General features: G+C 39.1%; 20 protein-coding genes. 11 read left to right on the top strand and 9 right to left on the bottom strand.

Going from position 1 to position 25813, the window contains the following annotated elements:
* The first annotated feature begins 247 nt into the window (after window positions 1-247).
* From R2S08_RS23320 to R2S08_RS23280, 9 genes are all read left to right on the top strand, one after another.
* Window positions 248-1174, top strand: coding sequence for an outer membrane protein assembly factor BamD (locus R2S08_RS23320; RefSeq protein WP_316837405.1), 927 nt, complete (start codon window positions 248-250; stop codon window positions 1172-1174).
* Complete coding sequence (locus R2S08_RS23315) at window positions 1174-1500, top strand: DNA-directed RNA polymerase subunit omega (protein WP_133778607.1); 327 nt, start codon at window positions 1174-1176, stop codon at window positions 1498-1500. The genes R2S08_RS23320 and R2S08_RS23315 overlap by 1 nt, the downstream gene beginning before the upstream one ends.
* A 47-nt stretch (window positions 1501-1547) precedes the next feature.
* Window positions 1548-2747 (top strand): bifunctional phosphopantothenoylcysteine decarboxylase/phosphopantothenate--cysteine ligase CoaBC, encoded by a 1200-nt coding sequence (gene coaBC / locus R2S08_RS23310; RefSeq protein WP_316837404.1) that lies wholly within the window; start codon window positions 1548-1550, stop codon window positions 2745-2747.
* Complete coding sequence (locus R2S08_RS23305; protein ID WP_133778609.1) at window positions 2744-3643, top strand: DUF4835 family protein; 900 nt, start codon at window positions 2744-2746, stop codon at window positions 3641-3643. Before coaBC ends, R2S08_RS23305 begins: the two co-directional genes overlap by 4 nt.
* 98 nt (window positions 3644-3741) lie before the next feature.
* A complete protein-coding gene (locus tag R2S08_RS23300; RefSeq protein ID WP_166643990.1) occupies window positions 3742-4125 on the top strand; it encodes a BlaI/MecI/CopY family transcriptional regulator in 384 nt (127 codons plus the stop codon).
* A gap of 4 nt (window positions 4126-4129) precedes the next feature.
* Window positions 4130-5836 carry a M56 family metallopeptidase gene (locus R2S08_RS23295; RefSeq protein WP_316837403.1) on the top strand — a complete coding sequence of 569 codons (1707 nt, stop codon included), beginning with the start codon at window positions 4130-4132 and terminating at the stop codon, window positions 5834-5836.
* A 106-nt stretch (window positions 5837-5942) separates the two neighbouring features.
* Window positions 5943-7607 (top strand): DNA repair protein RecN, encoded by a 1665-nt coding sequence (gene recN / locus R2S08_RS23290; protein WP_316837402.1) that lies wholly within the window; start codon window positions 5943-5945, stop codon window positions 7605-7607.
* A gap of 40 nt (window positions 7608-7647) precedes the next feature.
* Window positions 7648-8874 carry a carboxypeptidase-like regulatory domain-containing protein gene (locus tag R2S08_RS23285; RefSeq protein ID WP_316837401.1) on the top strand — a complete coding sequence of 409 codons (1227 nt, stop codon included), beginning with the start codon at window positions 7648-7650 and terminating at the stop codon, window positions 8872-8874.
* Between the two features lie 35 nt (window positions 8875-8909).
* Window positions 8910-9983 carry a PA0069 family radical SAM protein gene (locus R2S08_RS23280; RefSeq protein WP_316837400.1) on the top strand — a complete coding sequence of 358 codons (1074 nt, stop codon included), beginning with the start codon at window positions 8910-8912 and terminating at the stop codon, window positions 9981-9983.
* 55 nt (window positions 9984-10038) lie between these two features.
* On the opposite strand, the gene R2S08_RS23275 is transcribed toward R2S08_RS23280, so the two are convergent.
* Entirely contained in the window at window positions 10039-12573 is a 2535-nt protein-coding gene (locus tag R2S08_RS23275; protein WP_133778615.1) for an ATP-dependent Clp protease ATP-binding subunit, read from the bottom strand.
* A 697-nt stretch (window positions 12574-13270) separates the two neighbouring features.
* Here R2S08_RS23275 and ettA point away from each other — a divergent pair.
* Window positions 13271-14947, top strand: coding sequence for an energy-dependent translational throttle protein EttA (gene ettA, locus R2S08_RS23270; protein WP_316837399.1), 1677 nt, complete (start codon window positions 13271-13273; stop codon window positions 14945-14947).
* Between the two features lie 14 nt (window positions 14948-14961).
* On the opposite strand, the gene R2S08_RS23265 is transcribed toward ettA, so the two are convergent.
* The 8 genes from R2S08_RS23265 to R2S08_RS23230 all read right to left on the bottom strand — a co-directional run bounded on the left by R2S08_RS23265 (window position 14962) and on the right by R2S08_RS23230 (window position 25004).
* A complete protein-coding gene (locus tag R2S08_RS23265; RefSeq protein ID WP_316837398.1) occupies window positions 14962-17637 on the bottom strand; it encodes an outer membrane beta-barrel protein in 2676 nt (891 codons plus the stop codon).
* 225 nt (window positions 17638-17862) lie between these two features.
* Window positions 17863-18666, bottom strand: a complete 804-nt coding sequence (locus R2S08_RS23260) for a DUF4249 domain-containing protein (RefSeq protein WP_316837397.1) — start codon at window positions 18664-18666, stop codon at window positions 17863-17865.
* A 26-nt stretch (window positions 18667-18692) separates the two neighbouring features.
* Window positions 18693-21329, bottom strand: a complete 2637-nt coding sequence (locus R2S08_RS23255; protein ID WP_316837396.1) for a TonB-dependent receptor — start codon at window positions 21327-21329, stop codon at window positions 18693-18695.
* Between the two features lie 104 nt (window positions 21330-21433).
* Window positions 21434-22426 (bottom strand): FecR family protein, encoded by a 993-nt coding sequence (locus R2S08_RS23250; RefSeq protein ID WP_316837395.1) that lies wholly within the window; start codon window positions 22424-22426, stop codon window positions 21434-21436.
* Between the two features lie 69 nt (window positions 22427-22495).
* Complete coding sequence (locus R2S08_RS23245) at window positions 22496-23101, bottom strand: RNA polymerase sigma-70 factor (protein ID WP_316837394.1); 606 nt, start codon at window positions 23099-23101, stop codon at window positions 22496-22498.
* A gap of 83 nt (window positions 23102-23184) precedes the next feature.
* Window positions 23185-23427, bottom strand: a complete 243-nt coding sequence (locus R2S08_RS23240) for a DUF1456 family protein (protein WP_108555094.1) — start codon at window positions 23425-23427, stop codon at window positions 23185-23187.
* Between the two features lies 1 nt (window position 23428).
* A complete protein-coding gene (locus R2S08_RS23235; RefSeq protein ID WP_316837393.1) occupies window positions 23429-24736 on the bottom strand; it encodes a DEAD/DEAH box helicase in 1308 nt (435 codons plus the stop codon).
* Between the two features lie 49 nt (window positions 24737-24785).
* Window positions 24786-25004, bottom strand: a complete 219-nt coding sequence (locus R2S08_RS23230; RefSeq protein WP_133778623.1) for a hypothetical protein — start codon at window positions 25002-25004, stop codon at window positions 24786-24788.
* A gap of 290 nt (window positions 25005-25294) precedes the next feature.
* Here R2S08_RS23230 and R2S08_RS23225 point away from each other — a divergent pair, with 290 nt between their 5' ends.
* On the top strand, window positions 25295-25768 hold the full coding sequence (locus R2S08_RS23225; protein WP_108554927.1) for a ribonuclease H-like YkuK family protein: 474 nt from the start codon (window positions 25295-25297) through the stop codon (window positions 25766-25768).
* Window positions 25769-25813: the final 45 nt, after the last annotated feature.

Raw genomic sequence — 25813 nt, 5'->3', positions numbered from 1 at the left:
ATTATAAAATTAAATCCTTTTTAATCAACCTAAATAATTGTTCTATTATATATATTTGACATATATATAAGGAACACAATCTCTAAAAACAATTTAAATTCGCAAACAGAACAACGTCAACAAATTCCTTTACATATCCTCTATTTGTTAAATAATGTTAAGGTCTTGAAAGGTTCGCTCCCTTTATCTAGCTTAGCGGCTATTATTTTTAATTGACGGTATCGTATTATTAACTTATCTTTGCAGAATGTTTAAAATTAAACACGTATTTATATTAAGTTTCACTGTTATAGCGCTAAGCATAGCTGGTTGTAAAAGTCGTTTTGAGAAAATCAGACTCAGTAATGACGTAGCTAAAAAGTATCAGGAAGCAATGAGGCTCTATAACAAAAAGGACTATTCAAAAGCCCTGATCCTTTTTGAAGACCTTTCTCAAAAATACAGAGGAAGATCTGAAGCAGAAGAACTCAACTATCATTATGCATTTACGCTGTTTAATCTTAAGGACTATACAACCGCAAGGTTTCAGTTTAAATACTTCGCAGATACCTATCCAACAAGTAAACACGCAGAAGAATGCAGGTACATGGGCGCCTATTGCTATTACCTGGATTCACCAGAATACACGCTTGATCAGGAAAACACCTATAAAGCCATTGATGCCATGCAGCTGTTCATCAACTTATATCCAAAAAGTGACCGTGTAGCCAAAGCAAGTGAATACATCAGCGACCTTAGAGGCAAACTGGAAAGAAAAGCATTTGAAAATGCAAAGATGTATTATGAACTGGGCGGTTATGACCTGAGTAATTATAAAGCTGCTGTAGTTGCTTTAAAAAATGCACAGATCGATTTCCCCGATATTAAATACGTAGAAGAAATGGATATGCTGATTGTAAAATCACAATATCTATATGCAAAAAACAGTTTGGAGTACCGCCAGGAAGACAGGTATAACGAGGCCATCTCTTATGCCAACGAGTTCCTTGAAGCCCATCCGGAAAGCAAACTGGTAAAACAAGTTAAAGATTTAAAAAGCGACAGTGAAGCTGGCATCGTAAGAGCAAAAAGCTATATGACTACCTTGGCAGAGCAAAATGCAAAATATAAAGCCACAATGGAAAAAGAGGCAAAGAGAGATAGTACGAACACGATTAAAACCCCCAACAAATAATGAATACTAATAAACCAGCTGTACCGAATACTACGGTTACTAGAAATGTAAATGATTTAGATAGAAGTACCGGAAATATATATGAGTCTTTAGTAATTATTGCTAAAAGGGCAAATCAGATTTCCAATAACATGAAAGAAGAATTACATGGCAAACTTGCTGAATTCGCTTCATCTAACGACAATCTGGAAGAGATCTTTGAAAACAGAGAGCAAATTGAGATCAGTAAACACTATGAGCGTTTGCCTAAACCAACTTTGATCTCTATTGATGAGTTTCTGAATGGAAAAGTATACCATAGAAATCCAGCTAAAGAACAACAATAAATAGCTGCATAGGGATTAACTTGCATACTCAATTGCATTAATATACCATGCTAAAAAATAAAAACATCATCCTTGGCGTTTGTGGCAGTATAGCTGCCTATAAAGCAGCAGTACTCGTAAGATTACTGATCAAAGCTGGCGCAAACGTCAAGGTTATTTTAACCTCTGATGCGGCAAATTTCATTACACCGCTTACCCTCGCTACACTTTCTAAAAATCCAGTATATACCCAGTATTTTGAAAAAGAAACTGGTGTTTGGAGCAATCACGTAGAATTGGGTCTTTGGGCCGACATGCTCATCATTGCCCCTGCCAGCGCCAATACACTTGCAAAAATGGCGAATGGCCTCTGTGACAACCTTCTTTCTGCAGTTTATTTATCAGCCAAATGTCCAGTTTTCCTTGCTCCTGCAATGGATCTCGACATGTGGAAACATAAAAGTACCCAATCCAACATAGAAAGGCTTAAAAGCTTTGGAAACACCATTATTTCTCCAAATAACGGAGAATTGGCCAGTGGACTTTACGGAGAGGGAAGAATGGCAGAACCGGAGGAAATCACGGAATTTTTAGCAGGCACCTTTAAAAAAAAACTTCCTTTAGCAGGTAAAAAAGTACTGGTTACTGCTGGCCCTACATTTGAAGCCATAGACCCGGTACGTTTCATTGGTAATCATTCTTCGGGAAAAATGGGATTTGCCATAGCAGACCGCTTCGTGGAACTGGGCGCAGAAGTCACACTCATTAGCGGCCCAACTGCAGAAGTCAGCATTCATCCCATGAAAAGGATTGATGTGGTCAGTGCAGCAGAAATGCTCAAAGCCAGCCAAGCTTGCTTTGAGGAGATGGACATCATCATCATGAGTGCGGCAGTGGCAGACTATACACCACTTCACGTTGCCAGCCAGAAGATAAAAAAGAAGGACAATGATCTTTCTATTGAACTCAAAAAAACAACAGATATTCTTGCTACACTGGGCGCGCAGAAAAGCCCTGGGCAGATTCTGGTTGGATTTGCATTGGAAACCGAAAATGAAGAAGACAATGCCAAGGCCAAACTACTGAAGAAAAACCTGGACCTGATCATTTTAAATTCCCTCAATGATAAGGGAGCAGGCTTTCAAACCAATACCAATAAAATTACTATCTTTAATAAGAACTTTGAAAAAAAGACTTTTGAAGTAAAGTCTAAAGCTGATGTGGCAAAAGACATCAGCACCGAAATATTAACGCTCTTAAAAGAATGAAGAAACTCCTTCTGTTTATTTTCCTTTCTATATTTATTTCAGGTCTAAAGGCCCAGGAAATTAATGCCAGAGTACAGCTACTGGCACCACAGGTACAAAATATAGACAAGAAGAATTTAGAAGCCCTGCAAACCACCATAAGGGATTTTTTAAACAACAATAAATGGACGAATGAGACTTATCTTCCCCAGGAAAGAATAGAATGCAATTTCATAATTACGATCAACAGCTGGGACGGAAGTTCGGCCTATAAAGCAGAAGCACAGATACAATCCAGAAGACCTGTATTTGGCTCCTCCTATAGCAGCACACTGCTGAACATGAGCGATAAGGATTTCGATTTCAATTATAACGATGGTCAGCCCCTGGACTTTTCAGACCAAAATTTTCTTTCCAACCTGGGCTCTCTCCTCTCCTACTATGCATATACCATGATTGGACTGGATAAAGACACCTTCAGCAAAATGGGGGGCACCCAAATGTTTATCAAAGCTCAGAACATTATGAACCTGGCACAGAACGGAGGAAACTCCGGATGGAAAGCTTACGACGGCTTACGTAACAGGTATTGGTTAAATGAAAACTTATTGAACAACAGTTTTGAACAGCTACGATCTTTCATTTACAACTACCACATCAATGGACTGGATCTGCTTCAGGACAATAGCCTTAAAGCAACAAAAAATATTCTATCATTTCTTCCTGAACTACAACAAATGGACAAGCAAAAATTAGGGTCTATATTTCCTAATGTTTACTTTGCTGCTAAAGCAGAGGAAATTGTTGGGGTATTCTCCTTAGCCAATCCTCAGGATAAGATGAGTGCCTACAATTTGCTTATTGATATTGATCCAGCCAACATCAGCAAATACGATCAAATCAAAAAAACACTATAGTTTAGCCTTAAACACCACTATACCCTTATTTTTTAAAAATATTTTGTTTATACGAATATATTCGTACATTTGATTACGAAACAATTCGTACACAAATAATGAACACTAATATTTCTCCCAAACCAACCGAAAGCGAACTAGAGATTCTTCAGATCCTCTGGGAGAAAGGAGACTGCACGGTTAGAGAAGTGCATGAAATCCTGGAAAAGAATAAAGAAGCGGGTTACACAACTACCTTGAAACTAATGCAAATCATGCATGAAAAGGGTTTGGTATCCAGAGATACTTCTTCTAAAACCCATATCTATCGCGCGCTAGTCAATCAGCAAAAAACACAACAGCAACTGGTCAATAAAATGATCGATAATGTTTTTAATGGCTCTGCCGCAAGACTGGTCATGCAGGCGCTCGGGAACCACACGGCAAGTGAAGACGAGATCAATTCTATAAAAAAGTATTTAGATGAACTAAGTAAAAAATAAAAAAATGGAAGCACTGGTAAACAATTTCATCAAAGCAACAGGCTGGAGTATATTTCATTCATTATGGCAAGGGGCAGCAGTATATATCCTACTGTTTATTCTGTTCCAGGGATTTCCACGGATCAGTGCCAGGATTAAGCACAACCTGGCTTATGCTTCTGTTTGCGGGATATTCATTGCCTTTTGTATCACATTTTGTTCTGTATTCCAGATTCCTGCGCCAACGTCAGTTCGGCAGGAAACACTTCTTTCCATTAACAATTATACTTTTCCAACTTCCTTAAGCACCAGGGCCGAAAGTTTCTTTCCTATATTGGTTGTTCTTTACTTTATTGGCATTGTTTTACAAATGGGCATAGTTACTTCCGGATATTTAAAACTTTTGCAGTTAAAAAATGCGGCAACTTCCGCTGTTCCCGAAAACTGGAGACAGCTTTTCAACACGGTAAAAAACGATCTCCAGATTAAAAAGAATATCGGGTTTTACCTATCTGAACATGTAAATGTTCCTCTGGTACTGGGTTATTTTAAACCCATTGTCTTGTTTCCGGTAGCCTTCGTTGCGCAGCTGGAAATGAGCCACGTGGAATCTATACTCATCCATGAGCTTTCACACATCAGAAGGAATGATTACTTGTTAAATCTGGTTAAAACTGCCATTGAAACGATATTGTTTTTCAATCCCTTTGTTTGGATGTGCAGCAAACTCATTGATATAGAGCGTGAGCATGCTTGTGATGATCTGGTTGTAAAACGCACAGGTACTCCATTGACATATGCTCATGCTTTGCTGCAGCTTGAGTTGATCAAACAAAAACACACGCCTGCCCTATCTATGGCTGCAAGTGGTAATCAGCAGCACCTTTATCAACGCATTAAAAGAATTACTGATATGAAAACGAATTACATTAACATCAAACAACAGATCTTTGTGATTTTCCTTACCGTAGCAACTATTGCTTCCCTGGCTTGGATCAACCCTTCTAAGGCCGCTCTGGAATCCTCTAAGAAGGTATTCAAAAAAGCAATCCATGAAACCGCATTTGCTGCTTCATCTCAAAGAAGCTTTCAGAGGACTCTGCTTCCATCTGATACGACAAAAAAGAAAAAAATAAAGATCATCACCACCGATAAGAATGGTGTAAAAAAAGAATATAATTCCATCCAGGAACTTCCCGACAGCCTCCGTGCAATTACATCAAATGGTGCGTTATCCCTCAATTCCGATAGTTTACAGCTGGTTCTTTCCCCACTGACCAATGATGTTGCAAACAATATACAAATCATGATCGCCTCTCCGGAGTGGAAAAAACAGATGGAGAATATTCAGATCCAAAGTGCAAACCTGGTGAAGCAGTTTAATTCTGAGGATTGGAAAAAACAGCAGATCACCATACAGAAGAATGCAGAAGAAATTGAAAAACGATTCAATTCACCAGAATGGAAGAAGCAGCAGGAGAAAATGATCAAAACTGTTCAAAACATACAGATACATTTCAATTCTCCTGAATGGAAAAAACAGCAGGAAAAAATGATCAAAACCGCCCAAAACATACAGATACATTTTGATTCTCCCGAATGGAAGAAAAAAATGGAAGACCTAAACGCGGTTTATGGCTCTCCGGAATACAAAGAACTGCAATCTAAATTCAATAAAGATGTTGAGCAGCTCAGAAAGAAAAAGGAAGAAGAGGCAGCAGCAAAAAATTAACCTACACACATCATTAAAAACCAACGGCAGGCGTATTTCTCCTGCCGTTTTTTCTTTATAAAGAATAAGTATATTGAGTAAGAGTTTTCCTAATTTAGCGAAGGATATGCTACAAAAACTTTCTATACGCAACTATGCTTTGATTGATAATGTTGAAATGGAGCTGGACAAAGGCCTGAACATTATCACTGGTGAAACAGGAGCCGGAAAATCTATTATGCTTGGGGCCCTTTCCCTGATACTGGGACAGCGTGCAGAGACAAAGTACTTTTTCAACCAGGAGAAAAAGTGTATTATAGAGGGCACCTTTAAACTGAAAAACAATAAACTGGTTCCTCTTTTCGAAGAACATGATCTTGATTTTCATGAAGAAAGTATATTAAGGAGAGAAATTTCTATAGATGGAAAATCCAGGGCATTTATCAATGATACACCGGTTACCCTGTCTGTCATGAAACAATTGGGCGAACGGCTGATTGACATTCACTCTCAGCATGCCACTCTGGAACTGAACGATCCCGGTTTTCAACTGGCTGTAGTGGATGGTCTGGCCAATCACGAAGCTCAGCTGAACAGCTACAGACAAGATTTTAGGCAATACAAAAAGAACCAGCAACAATTGCAGGAACTACAGCTAAAAGCGGATGAGGCCAGAAACAAACAGGATTATGAACAGTTCCTGTTTAATGAACTGGAACTGGCCAATCTGCAGGAAGCAGAACAAGAGGCATTGGAAAACGAACTGGAAGCCTTAAACAATGCAGAGTCGATTAAACGCAGCCTGTTAAACAGTTACCAGTTGCTGAGTGAACAGGAGGTTTCTGTTGTGCCAGTCCTGAAAGAAGCCATCAATCAACTGCAATCGGTGGAACAGTTTAATACCTCCTATACAGAGCTCAACGAGCGCTTAAGATCTGCTTTTATAGAACTGAAAGACATTAGTGACGAGCTCTCCATACTGGAAGAAAACGTAGTTTTTAGTCCGGCCAGGATAGAAGACATCAACCATCGTCTGGATGTAATCTATACCTTACAGCAAAAGCATAAAGTAAACAGTATTGCTGAACTAATTGCACTGAAAGATCAGCTTTCAGATAATCTGCTCCTCATCATCAGTGGCGATGAGGAAATTGAACGTTTAACAGTAGAAACAGAGAAACTAAAGGCCAGTCTGGAAAAGGCAGCAGCAGTTTTGTCTCTTAACCGCAGCAAATCCATTAAGGCTGCAGAAAGTCAGGTTGACCAGATTCTGGCCCAGACAGGAATGCCTAATGCAAAGATTAAAATTGAACAAACTTTGCTCAAAGAGATCAATAAAGATGGTAAGGATAGCATTTCTCTATTGTTTTCTGCCAATAATGGACAGGCGCCTGCGCCGGTATCTAAGGTCGCTTCCGGCGGAGAATTATCCAGGATCATGCTGGCCATTAAATCTATTCTGGCTAAACATTCCGATTTACCGACCCTGATTTTCGATGAAATAGATACTGGTATTTCCGGTGAGGTCGCTCTTCGGGTAGGCCAGGTTATTGGAGAACTGGAACAGAATATGCAGGTTGTTTGTATTACCCATCTTCCTCAGATTGCCGCAAAGGGCAATTCGCATTTCTTTGTCTATAAAAATGAAAGTTCTGAGAAAACAACCACCGGAATCAGAAGATTAAATAAAGAAGACCGTATTTATGTTATTGCTGAAATGCTCAGTGGAAAACCACCTGGAAAATCGGCTCTTGAAAATGCAAAAGAATTACTGAAATATAAAGCCAGATAGACCTTTTTTAAGTATCTAATATTTAGCTACATTAGCTTTCATGATCAGATCACTATACCTCCTGGCTTTCCTTTTAATCTTCTCTGTTTCTGGCTTCACGCAGAACCTTTCCATATCCGGAAAGGTTAAGGATAAAAACGGTGAGGTTATTCCAGGAGCCGGGATCTATCTGAGCGGCTATAAGACCGCGACAGTGACCACCAATGATGGGAAGTTTATACTGGGCAATCTCAAACCAGGGAATTACGATGTGCTGGTACAAATGATGGGATTTTTACCCTATACCAAAAATGTAATCCTATCCGACAAATCGGCGGTTATCGAGATCACTTTGCAGGAAAACACCATCCAACTGAATGAAGTTGTGATTCGTACGGATCCAAACCGCGAACGCTATATTAATCTTTTTAAAGAATTCTTTATCGGTAAGACACCCAATGCAACAAAATGCAAAATCCTGAATCCTCAAGTCCTCTATACCGATTACGATGATAACATGAGGGTACTGACCGTTAAATCTAATGATTTCCTGGTGATTGAAAACAAAGCATTGGGGTACAGGCTAAAATACATGCTTCAATTCTTTGAGTACAACTACAACACGCATATTGTTTATTATGCAGGCTTACCAAACTTTGAGGAGTTAAAGGGTTCCGGCTCCAAGAAAAGGCTCTGGGCAAAGAACAGAGAAATTGCCTATTATGGTTCTTCTCAACACTTTTTTAAATCTCTTTACCAGGGCCGAAGCGAAGAGGAAGGTTTCATTATCAACAAACTCATTAAAATCAACAATACCAGCAGACCGCCGGATAGTCTGATTAATGCCAATATTAAAAGATTAACCAAGGCCCAGCATGGGGTAATCCGTTTTGGCTCGGCTGTTAATGATTCTCTCAACTACTGGATGACCCTAAAAAAACTACCGAGAGAGATCAGTACTTTAAATCGGGCACAGGTATTAACAGATACACTGGTGAGGCAATATCAACCCAACCTCAAAACTATGAACTATAAAGACGATTTATATGTAATGTACACCAAGGAACTGGAAACCGTTGATTATACCAATAACTCCGGACACTCTGTAGGCAGACCACTGGATGTACCCAATTACGAAATATCTGTAGTTCATTTATTACAGGCTCCGGTACATTTTTATGCATCCGGAGGTATCCATGAGCCCAAAGCTCTGCTCTTTGAGGGTTTTTGGGCATATGAAAAGATTGCAGATATGGTTCCTATGGATTATATAATTCCTTCAAAATAAATCAAAAATACTAATATTTTTAGTATTTTTGATTTATGGCAGCAGAACAGGAAAAAGAAGATAATTATTTAAAAGGTCGCGGTTCTCAGTTTAATCCGCACAACCATTTTCTAAAAAATGATTATGTTAAAGAACATGTGGAGGGAATTGACGACTGGGAAACCGAGAACAGCAAAACCACATTTATTTTTGGCCAATCGAAATCTATAGTCAACAAAGTAGAAAGTCCGGACGTAGGAATGGCTTATTCTTTGAATCCTTACCAGGGTTGCGAGCATGGTTGCACTTATTGTTATGCCAGAAATGCACATGAATACTGGGGCTTTAGTGCAGGGCTTGATTTTGAACGAAAAATTATAGTAAAAAAAGATGCGCCTGAATTGTTCCGGAAGTTCCTTGAAAAAAAGAGCTGGAATGCGGAGATCATTTCACTTTCCGGAAATACCGATTGCTATCAGCCAGCCGAAAGGAAGTTCAGAATCACAAGGCAATTGCTGGAAATTGCACTTGCCTATAAACAGCCAGTTGGTTTAATTACAAAAAATGCACTGATTTTAAGAGATAAGGACATCTTGCAGGAATTGGCAAAATTAAATCTATGTATGGTCTATGTATCGATTAACAGCCTGAATGAAGACTTACGTTCCAGAATGGAACCCAGAACCACAACTGCACGTCAACGGTTAAAAATTGTTGAGCAATTGAGTTCAGCAGGTATTCCCATGGGCGTTATGGTTGCGCCATTGGTACCAGGTTTGAGTGATCATGAAGTACCTTTAATTTTAAAAACGATTGCAGATTATGGCGCAAAAAACGCAGGTTATACTGTAGTAAGATTAAACGGAGCCATAGGGTCTATATTTGAAGACTGGCTGAAGAAGAATTATCCGGATCGATTTGATAAAGTCTGGCACATGATCCAGTCCTGCCACGGAGGACAGGTTAATGATAGTCGTTTTGGCCAGAGAATGCTTGGAGGAGGAAATATCTCCAAAATGATCAAGGATACTTTTAATCTTCATTGTCGATTAAATAAACTCAACGTCGACAGAATTCGTTTAGATTCCAGCCTTTTCCAGATACCCGGCTCACAGCTAAGTTTCTTTTAAAAAAAAGTCCTGCAGGATAACCCTGCAGGACTTTTCATTTATTTGCCTTTTTAATTTAGGCTCCTTCTTCTTTCCTTTTTTTCTTACCTGAGTTCTTGTTGACTACTACGATCTGATCAGTCTCTTTATCGTAATCAATTTCCAGCACGTCACCATCATGAATTTCTCCTTTCAGAATTTCTTCTGCAATAGGATCTTCCAGGTACTTTTGTATCGCACGTTTAAGTGGTCTTGCTCCAAAATTCGGATCAAATCCTTTACCAGCGATGAAGTCTTTAGCACCTTCAGTTAATTTGATCTCATAACCCAGATTGTGAACCCTGCCAAATAATGACTTTAATTCAATATCAATGATTTTGAAAATCTCTTCTTTACCCAGGGTATTAAATACCACTACATCATCTACCCTGTTGAGGAATTCTGGTGCAAAAGCACGTTTCAACGCATTTTCAATAACGCCTCTGGAATGTGCATCCACCTGATTGGTTTTTGCCGAAGTAGAGAAGCCAACACCCTGACCGAAATCTTTCAACTGACGTGCACCAATGTTAGAGGTCATAATGATGATCGTATTTCTGAAATCGACCTTACGGCCCAGGCTATCTGTCAATTGTCCTTCGTCCAGCACCTGCAACAGAATATTGAATACATCCGGATGGGCTTTTTCAATCTCATCCAATAAGATCACGGCATATGGCTTACGACGAACTTTTTCAGTCAGCTGACCACCTTCTTCATAACCTACATATCCTGGAGGCGCACCCACTAAACGGGATACAGCAAATTTCTCCATATACTCACTCATGTCGATTTGGATCAAGGCATCATCGCTGTCAAACATGAACCTTGCCAGTTCTTTGGCCAACTCTGTTTTACCTACTCCTGTTGGTCCCAGGAAAATAAAGGACCCGATAGGCTTTTTAGGATCTTTCAATCCTGCCCTGGTGCGCTGAATGGCTTTAGTTAATTTCTTAATCGCATCGTCCTGACCAATGATCTTCTGCGCAACAGTATCGTACATATTCAACAGCTTTTGACTGTCTGTCTGTCCTACCCTTTGCAATGGAATACCAGTCATCATAGAAACCACTTCTGCAACGTTTTCTTCAGAAACTACATAACGTTTTGTTTTTGTTTCTGCTTCCCACTCTGCCTTAGCACGATCCAGCTCTTCCAAAAGATTTTTTTCTGTATCTCTAAGCTTGGCTGCCTCTTCATATTTCTGGCTTTTAACCACTTTATTTTTCTCTACCTTGATGTCTTCGATCTTGGTTTCGATATCAATAATATTTTCAGGAACATGAATATTGGTCAGGTGCACCCTTGAACCTGCCTCATCTAAAGCATCAATAGCTTTATCCGGCAGGAACCTGTCTGTAATATAACGTGAAGTCAAGGCTACACAGGCATTAATAGCCTCATCTGTATAGGTAACACCATGGTGATCTTCGTATTTTTCTTTGATACGGTTCAGGATCTCAATGGTCTCATCAGGTGTAGCCGGTTCAATCATTACTTTTTGGAAACGACGGTCCAAAGCACCATCCTTTTCAATATACTGACGATATTCATCTAATGTTGTTGCACCGATGCATTGTATTTCTCCCCTGGCCAATGCCGGTTTAAACATATTGGATGCATCTAAAGATCCGGAGGCACCGCCCGCTCCAACAATGGTATGAATCTCGTCGATAAACAGAATCACGTCTGTAGATTTTTCCAGTTCATTCATCACGGCTTTCATGCGTTCCTCAAACTGTCCGCGATATTTTGTTCCTGCAACCAAAGAAGCAAGGTCCAAAGTAACCACACGTTTGTTGAATAACACTCTGGATACTTTACGTTGTACAATCCTCAAAGCCAATCCTTCTGCAATAGCAGATTTACCAACTCCGGGTTCACCAATCAGTATAGGATTATTCTTTTTACGACGGGACAAGATCTGCGACACACGCTCAATTTCTTTCTCCCGGCCAACAATCGGATCCAGGCGCCCCTCTTCAGCAGCTTTAGTTAAATCTCTTCCGAAATTATCCAGTACCGGAGTTTTAGATTTGATATCAGAAACTTTCTTAGGGCTGCTGAAGCTTTCTTCTTCACGGTAATCATCATCACCGCCAGTAGAAGCACTACCTTGAGGATCATCTCTGAAACCGTTCTTATTCACTTCAACTTCCTGTTTGAAAATTTCGTAGTTGATGCTGTATTGTAATAAGATCTGTGAAGCAATATTATCGTCATCGCGTAAAATAGACAACAATAAATGTTCTGTACCAATCAGGTCGCTTTTGAATATTTTAGCTTCCAGATAAGTAATCTTCAGTACTTTTTCAGCCTGTTTAGTTAACGGGATGTTCCCAAGGTTAACCGTAACACTGGAAGTGCCTCTAACAGCGTCTTCAATTGAACGACGCAATTTAGATGTATCGACCCCTAATGATTTTAATATCTTAATAGCCATACCATCGCCTTCGCGAATCAAGCCTAATAAAAGATGTTCTGCGCCGATATAATCGTGACCTAATCTCAGGGCTTCTTCCCTGCTAAACGAAATCACGTCTTTAACTTGTGGTGAAAATTTAGCTTCCATATATAACCTTTCTAAACCGGAATGCTCTAAACTATAAAAATGTTTTATAAATAAGCGCGACCAGTTTTATTATTTTATCAACAATTACGCCATATCCGTGGAAAAAGATCTCTGAACTGCCGTTATTTCACAAAACTTACTATGTTCTGACTTTATTCAGTCTGGCTGTAAGAACTAGAAGTAATTATGTCAGACGAAAAAATGTTCTTTTTTGTACTGTCTTATTTGTAAACGCTAGCCTTTGATTATACATTAAAGACGGTTTTTGTTTTTTTTGTTTTTTGAAAAACAAAAACCGTAGCTTTTTATTCTTAGTTTGCCTTGGCGTACATACGCAAAATTGTCATAACCTTACAGATTTACCAGACAAAGTTGCGTATATATTTTCAATAATGGCGCAATAACATGATTAAATGATCTTCACTACTGACTGAAACCAAAGTTTCCTTATTCAAAATATAGCTTGATCATTAGTCAAACCACATTTTTGACGAGTAAAACAAGTCCACCTGCATCCAATTGATTAACACAGGTAATGATATGGAATATCAAATACACAAATTTTTACTGACTTTCCTTTCTTATCTTTGCCATAAATACAGGGCGCAGTCAACAGAAAGCTTGACATGTTGTTCGTTTTAACAAGCGAAAACTTCGCCTTTTTTTAAAACTTATCTAATACAACGAAATAACAAGCATGGACGAAAAGATAATATTTTCAATGGCGGGTGTAAATAAGATTTATCCCCCTCAGAAGCAAGTACTAAAAAACATATACCTTTCCTTTTTCTATGGCGCAAAAATAGGCGTTATTGGTCTGAACGGTTCAGGGAAATCATCTTTATTAAAAATTATAGCCGGCCTTGATAAATCTTTCCAGGGTGAGGTCGTATTCTCTCCCGGTTATTCTGTAGGTTATCTTGCACAGGAACCTGAGCTGGATGAGAATAAAACTGTACGGGAAGTTGTGGAGGAAGGCGTAGCTGAAATTACCGCCATTTTAAAAGAATACGAAGAAGTTAATGAAGCATTCGGTTTAGAAGAGAATTATTCTGATGCGGATAAGATGGATAAATTGATGGCCCGCCAGGGCGAACTTCAAGATAAAATTGATGCCGTTAATGCCTGGGAATTAGATTCTAAACTGGAACGTGCAATGGATGCGCTTCGTTGCCCAGATCCTGAGACAAAAATAGGCGTTTTATCAGGAGGTGAACGCAGACGTGTCGCCATGTGCAGATTGCTTTTACAGGAACCAGACGTTTTATTACTGGATGAGCCAACCAATCACCTGGATGCAGAAAGTATTGATTGGCTGGAGCAATTCTTAAAAGACTATAAAGGAACTGTAATTGCCGTAACCCACGATAGGTATTTTCTGGACAATGTTGCCGGCTGGATCCTGGAATTAGACCGTGGTGAAGGTATTCCATGGAAAGGGAACTATTCTTCGTGGTTAGATCAGAAGGCCAAACGCCTTGCACAGGAAGAAAAAACAGAAAGCAAACGCCAGAAAACCCTGGAACGTGAGCTGGAATGGGTACGTATGGCACCAAAAGCCAGACATGCAAAATCTAAAGCACGTTTGTCGAACTATGATAAACTGGCCTCGGAAGATGGAAAAGAAAGAGAAGACAAATTGGAGCTGTTTATCCCGGCTGGTCCAAGATTGGGGAATGTTGTAATTGAAGCCAATAATGTCACCAAAGCATATGGTGATAAAATACTTTTCGAAAACCTGAGTTTCTCCCTTCCTCCCGCTGGAATTGTTGGAATTATCGGACCAAATGGAGCTGGAAAGACAACTTTATTTCGCTTAATTACAGAACAGGAAACCCCGGATACCGGTACCTTCCGTGTTGGTGAAACCGTAGCTTTAGGTTATGTGGACCAGATGCACAACGACCTGGACCCAAACAAAACAGTATACGAAAACATCACCGATGGTTTAGACAATATCCAACTTGGTAACAAAGCAGTGAACGGACGTGCCTATGTCTCTAAATTCAATTTCAATGGCGGAGACCAGCAAAAGAAAGTAGGTATCCTTTCCGGAGGAGAAAGAAACCGGGTGCACTTGGCCATTACCCTGAAAAAAGGGGCTAATGTGCTCTTACTCGATGAGCCAACCAATGATATAGACGTCAATACGCTACGAGCGCTGGAAGAAGCTTTGGAAAATTTTGGTGGTTGCGCAGTAGTGATCAGTCACGACAGATGGTTCCTTGACCGCATTTGTACACATATTTTAGCTTTCGAGGGCGACTCGCAGGTTTACTTCTTTGAAGGTAACTACAGCGAGTACGAAGAAAACCGCAAAAAACGATTGGGAGATATTACTCCACATCGTATTAAATATAAAAAACTCGTTTAATTAAGTTATTGGCATTAACCTCCAAATTGTTGGAGGTTAATGCTAAAACTCAACTGCAAATACCTGGTGATCTGGGTATTTCTACTATCTGTAATGGAATTATCCACCACACTTCGGATCAAAGAATTTCCTTGATTAAATAGGTCGTAAGCCTGGAGTTTTAAGGTAGCCTGTTGTTTTTTAAAGAAGGTTTTTTGAATGCTGGTGTTAATGATCAATGGATTTTTAGCATCTACAGCATAACCAATATTAATTCGCTTGGAACCATCCAGTCCAATAGATATGGTAGGTGTAATAAACATTTTTAAATTGACATTAAATTCATAGATCTGGATGTCCTTTAATACACCCGTAGGCAGGGAATATCTATTGCTGCTATACGTGTAATTTGCATCTGTGCTTAGCGTAATCCCTTTCTGGTTCATCCTCAACATAGCTGTCTGCGATAAATTAAAGCCCCTGTTGTTGTTCAGGATATTATCTGTATAGGACACATTATTGGCAAAACCCACACTTCCCCGAAACTCTACATTAAATTTATTCTCTACAAAAGGTTTTGACCAGGAATACAAGGCATCAATTCCATAAGTTCCATTGGCGTTCTCAAAATGGGTTTCCTGTTTCAGACTGTTTAGTGTGTCTGGCTTCAGGATGACATTACTCACCACCTGATCCTGTACAAAATTAGAATTAATCCCTAACATTAATGCCCTTCCATTAATCGGATTGCTGTTCTGATAGGTTAAGCTGGAATTGTGATTGAAAGTTGAACGGAGATTTGGATTTCCAATCACTATATTTTGTAAATTTCTGGTATTAGGTACTGGCTGCAGCTGAGCAAGATTCGGAGCGACACTACTTCCATTGTATAAAAATGTGATACTCGTTTTCTGGGAAAGGATCAGACTCAAATTGACCACTGGAGCAAGGTTAAATCCTGTATGATGGATCTGACTGACCGGCTGCTCGTTATCAACAATAAGAAGATTAGGTTGTGCTGTCATCCCTAAACTATAGGTCAGATCATCTGAACCAAATCTATAGCTCACACCAATCAGATGCGAGATAAATTTCGAAGTGTATTTTGTACTAAGAGAGTCTACGATCCTGCCATTTACAGTATGATTGTTAATACGTGTCAATAAATTATTATCATTTGTTTCCATTTGAAAATTATAATAAATATCCACGTTACGGCTGGAAGAAGCATTTTGACTGCCTCCGATAGGCTCGCTAAACCTAAAGCTGCCGCCTATATTCTGAGATAGGTTCCTGGTATCCACCAGTCGGTTCAAAACAGAATCTTTTGCTACTGTTTGCTGCCCCGCTTCATAGTAACCTGTACGGCTATCCAGATTCTCTGATAAATCGCTCGTCCCGTTTTTTGCTGTTATTCCTAAAGAAAGGTTTCTTCCAGGCTTATCAAAACGGTAAGCCCAGGCGATATTCGCGTTAAAATCGGGTGTATATTCCTTGGTTGAAGTATTGTTAAACTGATCCTGCCGGATAATACCCGTTTGATTTGAACCACCCATATATTGATTATTTGTATTCAAAAAAGTGCCGATGATACCGGCCTGCAGATAGCTTTTCTCTTTAACAGATTGAATGTTCCAGTTTAAATTATGCTTGCTACTTTTTACATTTCTTTCGTTATCATTAGTTGTAAATATGGTACCTAAAGAATTCAGGGTCTGTATGAAATCCAGCTGATGCGTTTGGTTTCTAACATTATCAAAGGAATAACTTATACTCGCTGTCAAATCCGGGTTCAATTTATCCCTGTAATTGGCCCCTGTACTGATCGTTCTGTTCACGCCGGCAGAATTATTCGTACTGATGATATTTCCTTTTATGCCGATTTGTTTTTTCTCCCGCCACAGGTTAGCATTAGTTTGCAAACCATACCTGTCATTCGTTCCTCCGTTGACTGCAGTATTCCCAAAATTCCCTTTATTACGTCCTGGTTTAGTGACCAGGTTCAGCATTTTCTCTGAAGCCCCTGTCTTTACGCCAGTGAAATTCGCTTCATCCCCATAATCATTGATTACCTGCACCTTTGCTACCATATCTGCCGGAAGCTGAGCAATAAAATCCTTTACATTATTGGTAAAAAAGTCTTCTCCGTTTACTCTTAACTTGGTCATTGATCTACCCATCGCTGTCACTTTACCATCATTATCAACGTTAATGCCCGGAAGCTGACGCAACAGGTCTTCTACCCGGTCAGTCTCTCTAACCATATAAGCTGCTGTATTGTATTCCACAGTATCTTTCATCAGCCGTATAGGAATAACCTTTGCTTTGATAACTACTTCTTTAAGTGTATTGACATCCTTTTCCATTACCGCCTGTATGGCAATATTCCTTTGCTCCGGACTAAAGGTATATTTTCGGCTAAAAGGCAAATACCCCATTGCATTTATGGTTAAGTATATTTCGGATGTCACAATCCCGATTACTGTAAATTTACCTCTATAATCGGCAGTCCCCTTAAGTGTATCAGTACCAGTTACAATTTCTATACCTGCGGCCGGAACAGGATGATTCAACGAATCCCTTACAACTCCTGTTAGCTTATAATTAGACTGGGCAATTAGATTGGAAATGCAAAACAGATGAATTGCAGTTATAAAGATGAGGCCTTTGTAACGATATAGATTTACATATGAGTTTAAAAACCTGTTCATCGGCATCAGCACAATTTATGAATATAAAGTTACAATAGTTTTAGAGTCTGACGATGTTTCAGGCAATTCATACTATGCGAACATAATAAAAAACTTTAAAATTTTCAGCATCCCGTAACGACACTATTTCTTACCTCTGTACTCCTATAAAGTTAAACAAAAAAGCATGATGATGTTGATCCCAACAAAACCATGCTCAATTAAAAGGAAATTAGAAGTAATATTTTATGGAATAGTAACCGTTTTAGCCTGCAAGGTATGCGCACTGAAAAATCCCTGAGCCCCACCACTCAGATTAGTAATCGGATTTGCCGGAGCTGCACCAGTATTGCCACCACCATATGCCCCATAGAGACTGTTCAAATAGGTGTAAACTGATGCATCAATGCATGACATTTCAACTTTTAGACGATCTCCACTTTTTAAGTCATTAATTTTGTCATTTGTTTCATTGCCAAATGAAAGTCTTTCGCTTACTTCTGTACCCGGCGTAAAATCATCATTAAGCAAATCGTATCCTTTCTGATTTTTGTCATTAACATATTTCCTGAACCAATAATAGTTCTTAACATTAGGGATATCCTTATATCTGACCGTAACAATCGTATTTTGAGGGTCGAAGTCTCCTGACTTAATATAAGCATCAATTAAAGGCACCAGTGCAGGCATTGTACTCGAGGCCGTAAAAGTCTGCCCATCCACCTGCACATTTAAATGATAGGTTTGGCCTGGCGTTCCCTGAATGGTACTTACTTCATAAACCCCCTTGCTTGTTTCAGAAAGTACTGTACTGGTTCCATTATTTTCTATTTTCACAACGGCTCCGCTAATCCCTTCAAACTGATTGTTGTCGGTTAAGTTTTTTGTTTTACTAACAAGCACTTTGCACACACCTGGTTCGTTTGTAATCTTGCCCTCAACAACATAAGTTGGCTTATTTTCTTTGGGACCAATATCTATGATTTTCCGGCAAGACCAGATTAATATCGAAAACATACCTAAAAGACTAAATTTTATAACTTGTTTCATCTGTGTAAGATTTACTTTTCTTCTCATTAAAATTTAAAATTGTAAGAAACTGATGGTATAAACCTAAAAAGAGAGGTTTGTTCAGCAACGGTCTGGCTAGGATCATTTTCATTGTCTTTGAACCTGATCTCATAGGCATTTTGCCTGCCATAGGCATTGTATAAACTAAAATTCAACTCAGAAGAGAACTTTTTGGTCTGCTTTAACAAGCGGGTTGCGCCCAGGTCCAAACGGTGGTAATTGGGCATGCGATCTCCATTACGATCTGAATAATAGAAATAATTCTGATCCAGAACCTTATATTTTCCGATTGGAAAGGTAACCGCACTTCCCGTAGAAAATACCCAGTTAGCAGAAAGTGACCACTTTGGATTCAACTGGTACATCATAACCACTGAAATATCATGGGTTCTATCCTGGCGGGCATTATACCAGTTGTTGTTGTTAATTCCGTCAATTTTTCTTTCAGACTTCGACAGGGTATAAGCCAGCCAGCCCGTTAACCGACCGGTTTTCTTTTTTAGAGAAAATTCTATACCATAAGCTCTTCCAATACCAAAAAGAAGTTGGGTTTCAATTGGTCGGTTTGTAAAAATCTCAGCACCATTCTTATAATCTACCTGGTTTTTCAAACTCTTGTAATAAGTCTCCGCTGTAAAATCAAAAACATTATCTAATATATTTTTATAATAGCCCATTGAAAACTGATCACTGGTTTCCGGTTTAATAATATTGGTACTGGCCACCCAACGATCTGTTGGAGATGCTGAAGTAGAGTTAGAGATCAGGTGCAGGTTCTGAACATTTCTTACATAAGAAGCTTTCAAAGAAGAGGATTCGTTCAATTGTAAAGCTGCAGAAGCTCTTGGCTCCAGATTTAGATAAGTTTTTACCACTTCACCTCTTTTATAACTGGTGGTCCCGGTCACAAGACCATCACTATTGATCTGATAGTAATCTCCTTTTCCCAAAATACTAAATGCCGAAGCACGTAAACCATAGGTTATACTTATTGCGTCACTTGCCTTCCAGGTATTACTCATATAAGCTGCACTTTCTATAGAATAGCGGTTCTGAAGATCCTGGGAAACATATCCATTATCTCCCGACGCACGTACCTCACCAGGTTTAATGGTGTGATATATAGCATTAACACCCATACTAATGGTATTTCTCTCATTCGCATACCATTGCAGGTCTTCTTTAATGTTGAAGTCCCTGATCTGTGAAAACAGAGAAAGGGTACTGCCTTTACCGTCAGATTTTATAGTATAATCGTAATTACTATAGATTAGGGAAGTATTCGAGAACAATTTACTATTAAAGATATGGTTCCATCTCAATGTTGCAGTACTGTTTCCCCATCTTATTCCGTTAACCCCTTTAGACTCCAGGACATCTTTACCAAGATATCCGGAAACAAAGAGCCTGTCTTTTTCACCAAGGAAATAATTGGCCTTCATATTCACATCATAAAAATAAAGCGAGGAATTTTTAAGATTGGTATCACCCGACAATTTCAGAAACATATCCAAATAGGTTCTTCTGGCAGAAATAAGAAAAGAAGATTTGTCCTTTTGAATCGGCCCCTCTACATTCACTCTTGCGGATATCATACCAACACCCCCACTTACTCCAAACTTTTGATTGTTTCCATCATTCATTTTGATATCAAGTACAGAAGATAATCTACCCCCGTACTGCGCAGGCATACCACTTTTATATAGGGTAATATTCTTAATCGCATCAGAATTAAATGTAGAAAAGAAACCAACCAAATGTGTCGCATTGTATACCGGAGCTTCGTCCAAAAGGATCATATTCTGATCTGCTGATCCTCCACGGACAAAAAAGCCACCGCCCCCTTCGCTGGATGATTTTACACCAGGTAATAACTGAATGGCTTTAATTACATCGCGCTCACCAAGCAAGACAGGGATGTTATTCGTCTCGGCAATGCTTAAACGCTCCATTCCCATTTGCGGATTGTCCAAATCCCTTTTCGATCCGGACGAGGTAATTTCAACGGTAGATAGTTCATTCACATCCTCTTCCATATCTATATTAAAAATACGATTGGCCGTCAGGTCAATCTGCGCACTGTATTTTTTAAACCCCACGGCCCTTACTTCCACATAATAGCTTCCCGATGGTAAGGACAAAGAATAGAATCCATATTCGTTACTCAAGGTTGATTTTTGGGAGCCCGCCACTTTTATGGTTGCAGCAATCAGTGTTTCTCCCGTTTTTTGAGCTTTAATAGATCCACTTAAGGTAAAGGTCCCAGAACCTAAACCCTGAGTAGCCGCTGAACCGGCTTCTGGCTTTTTTGATTTCGAATCGTCAGCACGTATAAAAATTTCCTTATCCAATAGCGTAAAAGAATAGGGCTTTCCAGAAAAAATGTCGTTCAATACCTCCTTTATCGTTTTGTTCTGCACCTTCAGATTTACTTTCAGATCGCTCTGCGCAATCTGTTCATTATAGGTAAATTTAACATCGCTGACCTTGGAAATTTTATCCAGTGCAGCCTTCAGGTTTTCGTTAACAAGGTGGATACTAATGCGCTTTTCAAGCGGACTTTGAGCATAGGACTTGATCTGAATAACGAGACCAATCAATAGAATTAAGCAAAAGAACCATTTAGGTCCAGATTTATTCATAACTTTATAATTAATGTTGATTAATAGCTGTCATCAGTTCTTCAGGCTTTGACAGTTTAGAAATTAATGATGCCCGTTTATGTCCTGTACATAACCGGGCAATTTTATTTTGAAATTACATACATTCCTCCTTTTTTCTGCCACATTGCATCCATAACCAGGCATAGTTTATTCAATGTACGGTCTACTGGGTCTGTCATCTTTAAATGGCCATAAAAAGCCCTTTCCTCCAGATTTCCTTCCAGTTTTATTTCGATTCCGTACTGTATCTGCAGATCAGAGATCACCACACCCAGGGTTTCTCCATTATAATCAAACAAGCCCAATCGCTTACTGAGAAATGACGCTGCTGCAGGAAAATCTCTCTTGGTCATCCTGAAACCTTTTCTATCCACCAGAATCTGCTGGTTGGCAACAATGGTATTCTGGATTACCCTATCATTATTTTTCAGAGCCACAGCAACTTTACCGGTAACCAGGGTCACTTCCACATCATGCTTCAATTTGTAGGCTTTTACGTTAAAACTGGTTCCCAGAACAGTTGTGCTTACAGAACCACTTTGTATAACAAAAGGATGCCTGGAATCATGTTTAACCTCAAAAAAAGCTTCCCCTTCCAGTTTAACTGTTCTTTTTACACCAAAAAACCGATCGGGATAATTAAATTTAGAACCCGGACCTAACCATACTTTTGTCCCGTCAGGAAGCAGCAACTGTTTACGCTCCCCGGCTGCGCTTAACAATTGCTGTTCATGAACAGGGTTTATCCAGTTGCTTACTTCTGCTCTGTACAAATAACCTATACCTACAATAAGAAAAATTGCAGCAGCAGCTTTCCAAAGTATAAATCCCCGCTTCCTTTCAGGTTTGAGCGTATGAATTGATGTAGTATCGAAATGATCGTTTAGAAATCTAGGGTTAAGACCGTGCTCTCCTTGCAGTTCTACTTTATCCCAGGTAGAAGCGAGCAGTGAAAGTACCTCACTATCTTCTTTTTGTTGCCTTAACAACTCGAAAAATCTTTTCAGCTCTTCTTCAGTACACAGATTGCCAATGTACAGATGATATAAATACTTAAACTGTTCTTTTTCTTCCATGATGTTATCATAAACAGGCAACCTTTCGGTGCATCCTTATCTATAATACAACACCCGGGTGCCTTAGGACTAGTTAGAATTAAAATAATTTGAACAAGCGATAAAAAAACATACAATACTCCCATGCTTGTTGACTGCTATTCGTATAAATTTTGTGGCTTCGACCATATGGTTTTTCACAGTATTCTTAGAAATATTGAGCTTGGCTGCAATTTCATCGTGGGAGAGTTCTTCATTACGACTCATTTTATAAATGATTTTCTTTTGTGCAGGCAACCGGTCAATAGCATCATGATAAACCTGCATCAACTCTTTTTCGTAAATGCCCTCTTCTGTATGATTCCTGATCTGATCGATATAGGCAAAAATCTGTTCTTGAAGAGATTTTTCCCTGGCAACTTTTTTTAAATGATTCAGAACATGATTAAGCGTTACCTTTTTCATATAAGCATCAAAATTCATATCCGGATTGATCTGCGCTCTCTTTTGCCAGATCCGGATAAAAACCTCCTGAGTAATCTCTTCTGCAACATCTTCAGATTTAGCGATCTTAAGTGCATAACGATTTACCTTCTTCCTATAAAGATTGTAAACCTCCCTGAACGCCTGCTGATTTCCGTCCCGGAGCAGACCAAGCAGTCGATATTCAGAATTATGCAAATGATCTGTATTCATGTCTTTTTGAAAACAAGTCTTAGACACCTGCCTTCCGGGATTATTACAGAAAAAGTAAAATTATCATTACAAGAATACTAAAATCAGACGATTTTATCTTGCTGTTCAGGCTTAGGCCCTCTTTTATATATGACCAGTCCGTTCAGAAAATTTCTTAAGATCTGATCCCCACATGGCTTAAAATTTGGATGATCATCACTTCTGAAAAAAGATCCCAATTCACTTTTTGTAATCTTAAAATTAACCAGTTCCATGATTTTAATGATATCATCATTGGTCAACTGGAGCGCAACGCGCAATTTCTTAAAAATATCGTTATTACTCATATTACAGCGCTACTTCTATTTTAACTTTTTTATTTTTAATTCTTTCCTGGGCGAGTGCAGAAAGTACCCTCCCTACCATACTGCGTTTTACTGCAACATAAGAACTCTGATCTTTTACTTCAATCAGTCCGACATCTTCCTTTTGCAGTCCACCTTTTTTAAGCAGTAAGCCTACTATGTCAATTTTATTTACTTTATCTTTTTTCCCCGCAGCGATATATAAGGTTTGCCATTGGCTGTCGGAAGGAAGCTTGTAGTCGCCATCCAGTTCTTCCGTTTCAAGGTCGTCACTTAAAAAGGGATACTTCTCTTCATCGGTCAGCATAAGGTAGGCCGTTCCTTTAGCATTCATTCTCGCCGTACGTCCATTGCGATGTACAAATGCATCTGCGGTATAAGGAAGCTGGTAATGAATAATGCATTCCACCTCCGGGATATCTAAGCCTCTGGAAGCAAGATCCGTTGTGATTAAAATTTTGATACTGCCATTCCTGAACTTCAGTAAGGCTCTTTCGCGCTCATCCTGCTCCATCCCTCCATGAAAAATATCATGAGCAAGGTCTTTGTCAATCAGCAAATCGCTGATCCGGTCTACGGTTTCTCTATGGTTACAGAATATCAGGGTAGTTTTATCCCCAACCTTGCAGATCAAATCAAACAAGGTATTCAACTTATCCTCTGCCTGTGCATAGACCTTCATCAACTTCAGATCCGGAGCAGACTTCTGATCTTTCAAATAATTGATCTCTATCGGATTTTTTACCCCCGTAAACTCGGGAATCTCTTCCATTGCCGTTGCAGAAGTTAAAAACCTTTGATTCAGCGACAATAATTTCCCAATGATATAAGACATATCTTCCTGAAAACCAAACTCCAGTGCTTTATCAAATTCATCAAGAACCAGGGTAGCAATACCTGATTCATCAAAATTCTCGTGTCTTAGGTGGTAAGCAATTCTTCCAGGAGTACCGATAAGTAAGGCGGGAGGTTCTTCAAAGTTGTTGCGCTCCGTTTTTACCGGGTGCCCGCCATAACAGCAGTTCACTTTAAAACCAGTACCCATCTGCCTGAAAACCTGCTCAATCTGTAAAGAAAGCTCTCTCGAGGGTACCATGATTAAAGCCTGTACACCTTTTTTTGAAGCATCGAGTTTAAGAAACAGGGGCAATAAAAAAGCTAATGTTTTTCCTGAACCTGTAGGCGCAAGCAACAAGACATCATTCCCTTTTTTTGCATCACCAAGTGTTGCTTCCTGCATTTTGTTCAATGCAGAAATCTTCAGATTCCCCAATATCTTATCTACCATCATGCAGCAAAGATAAGGTTATTAACCCAGTTGAGTTTCAGAAAAAAAAGGACTAAAATCTAAAATATTTTTTTCTGAGTCTTTTTACAGAGCGGTTCACTGTACTTTCCAGGTTCATCAGCATGAGCCCTCTCCTGTTCATCCACGTAGAGACCTTTTTATTAACCTTTCTAACAGGCATATATACCTTTTCATCCAACACTTCAAGATATTTTGCGTTAGACCTGCTTTGCTGCAGCAAATAAAATTCATTTAATAATTCCGTATTCATCTGCATTTTTTGTTTTGTTACGACAGTTGATCTAATCTACTAAACTTCTCCTGATTTTCAAATATTTAAATCAAAAACAAGTCCTCTTCTCTCCTTAAAGCCAAAAATGAATTTAAGGAGCTTATTATATTAACTCCTTAAAATCTATTTTATTTCAGATCAAGCGACAATTTGTTGACAAACACCTGATTGTTAGCAAATAAACTACAAACAATTAACCTGTTTTTAATATTATCCAGTTAAATTTAAGAAACCTGATTGTGGGTTATTCATCTTAAAGCGCAATAAGTATGATCTGGAAAAAGTTCAGCGGCGAAGTGATCCATTCGTCCATTTTAGAAGAAGTTGAAAAAGCCATCATCCGCGAAACAGAAAATGGCTATCATCTTAAAGTTTGTATCGGTACAGACTCACAAGTAAAAGGAGCACTGACCGATTTTGCCACTGTAATTGTCTTGCTTCGCGAGCATCATGGCGGTTTTATGTACATCCACCAGGAAAAAACGCCTCAGCGAATGAGCATTAAAGAAAGAATGCTGATTGAGGTTCAAAAATCTATTGAAACGGCCTATTCAATCTGCGATCTGCTGGACGTATACGATGTTGACCTGGAGGTACATGCCGACATCAACACCAATCCGATGTTTAAATCCAACAAAGCGCTTAATGAAGCCATGGGCTATATTCTAAGTATGGGATTTATCTTTAAAGCAAAACCTGAAGCCTTTGCCAGTTCTACCTGCGCAGATAAAATGGTCCATTAAAAAACCGCCGGATCAGGAAGATCCGACGGTCGCTTTGGTTTGGTT

The sequence above is a fragment of the Pedobacter nutrimenti genome, from assembly GCF_032678445.1.
In the GTDB taxonomy this organism is placed as follows: Bacteria; Bacteroidota; Bacteroidia; order Sphingobacteriales; family Sphingobacteriaceae; genus Pedobacter; species Pedobacter nutrimenti_A.
This window is presented reverse-complemented; position numbering and strand designations above follow the sequence as displayed.

Excerpts from the sequence above, each read along its gene's own strand:
- R2S08_RS23320 (WP_316837405.1), top strand. The coding sequence starts at position 248 with ATGTTTAAAATTAAACACGTATTTATATTAAGTTTCACTGTTATAGCG.
- R2S08_RS23315 (WP_133778607.1), top strand. The coding sequence starts at position 1,174 with ATGAATACTAATAAACCAGCTGTACCGAATACTACGGTTACTAGAAAT.
- coaBC (WP_316837404.1), top strand. The coding sequence starts at position 1,548 with ATGCTAAAAAATAAAAACATCATCCTTGGCGTTTGTGGCAGTATAGCT.
- R2S08_RS23305 (WP_133778609.1), top strand. The coding sequence starts at position 2,744 with ATGAAGAAACTCCTTCTGTTTATTTTCCTTTCTATATTTATTTCAGGT.
- R2S08_RS23300 (WP_166643990.1), top strand. The coding sequence starts at position 3,742 with ATGAACACTAATATTTCTCCCAAACCAACCGAAAGCGAACTAGAGATT.
- R2S08_RS23295 (WP_316837403.1), top strand. The coding sequence starts at position 4,130 with ATGGAAGCACTGGTAAACAATTTCATCAAAGCAACAGGCTGGAGTATA.
- recN (WP_316837402.1), top strand. The coding sequence starts at position 5,943 with ATGCTACAAAAACTTTCTATACGCAACTATGCTTTGATTGATAATGTT.
- R2S08_RS23285 (WP_316837401.1), top strand. The coding sequence starts at position 7,648 with ATGATCAGATCACTATACCTCCTGGCTTTCCTTTTAATCTTCTCTGTT.
- R2S08_RS23280 (WP_316837400.1), top strand. The coding sequence starts at position 8,910 with ATGGCAGCAGAACAGGAAAAAGAAGATAATTATTTAAAAGGTCGCGGT.
- R2S08_RS23275 (WP_133778615.1), bottom strand. The coding sequence starts at position 12,573 with ATGGAAGCTAAATTTTCACCACAAGTTAAAGACGTGATTTCGTTTAGC.
- ettA (WP_316837399.1), top strand. The coding sequence starts at position 13,271 with ATGGACGAAAAGATAATATTTTCAATGGCGGGTGTAAATAAGATTTAT.
- R2S08_RS23265 (WP_316837398.1), bottom strand. The coding sequence starts at position 17,637 with ATGAACAGGTTTTTAAACTCATATGTAAATCTATATCGTTACAAAGGC.
- R2S08_RS23260 (WP_316837397.1), bottom strand. The coding sequence starts at position 18,666 with ATGAAACAAGTTATAAAATTTAGTCTTTTAGGTATGTTTTCGATATTA.
- R2S08_RS23255 (WP_316837396.1), bottom strand. The coding sequence starts at position 21,329 with ATGAATAAATCTGGACCTAAATGGTTCTTTTGCTTAATTCTATTGATT.
- R2S08_RS23250 (WP_316837395.1), bottom strand. The coding sequence starts at position 22,426 with ATGGAAGAAAAAGAACAGTTTAAGTATTTATATCATCTGTACATTGGC.
- R2S08_RS23245 (WP_316837394.1), bottom strand. The coding sequence starts at position 23,101 with ATGAATACAGATCATTTGCATAATTCTGAATATCGACTGCTTGGTCTG.
- R2S08_RS23240 (WP_108555094.1), bottom strand. The coding sequence starts at position 23,427 with ATGAGTAATAACGATATTTTTAAGAAATTGCGCGTTGCGCTCCAGTTG.
- R2S08_RS23235 (WP_316837393.1), bottom strand. The coding sequence starts at position 24,736 with ATGATGGTAGATAAGATATTGGGGAATCTGAAGATTTCTGCATTGAAC.
- R2S08_RS23230 (WP_133778623.1), bottom strand. The coding sequence starts at position 25,004 with ATGAATACGGAATTATTAAATGAATTTTATTTGCTGCAGCAAAGCAGG.
- R2S08_RS23225 (WP_108554927.1), top strand. The coding sequence starts at position 25,295 with ATGATCTGGAAAAAGTTCAGCGGCGAAGTGATCCATTCGTCCATTTTA.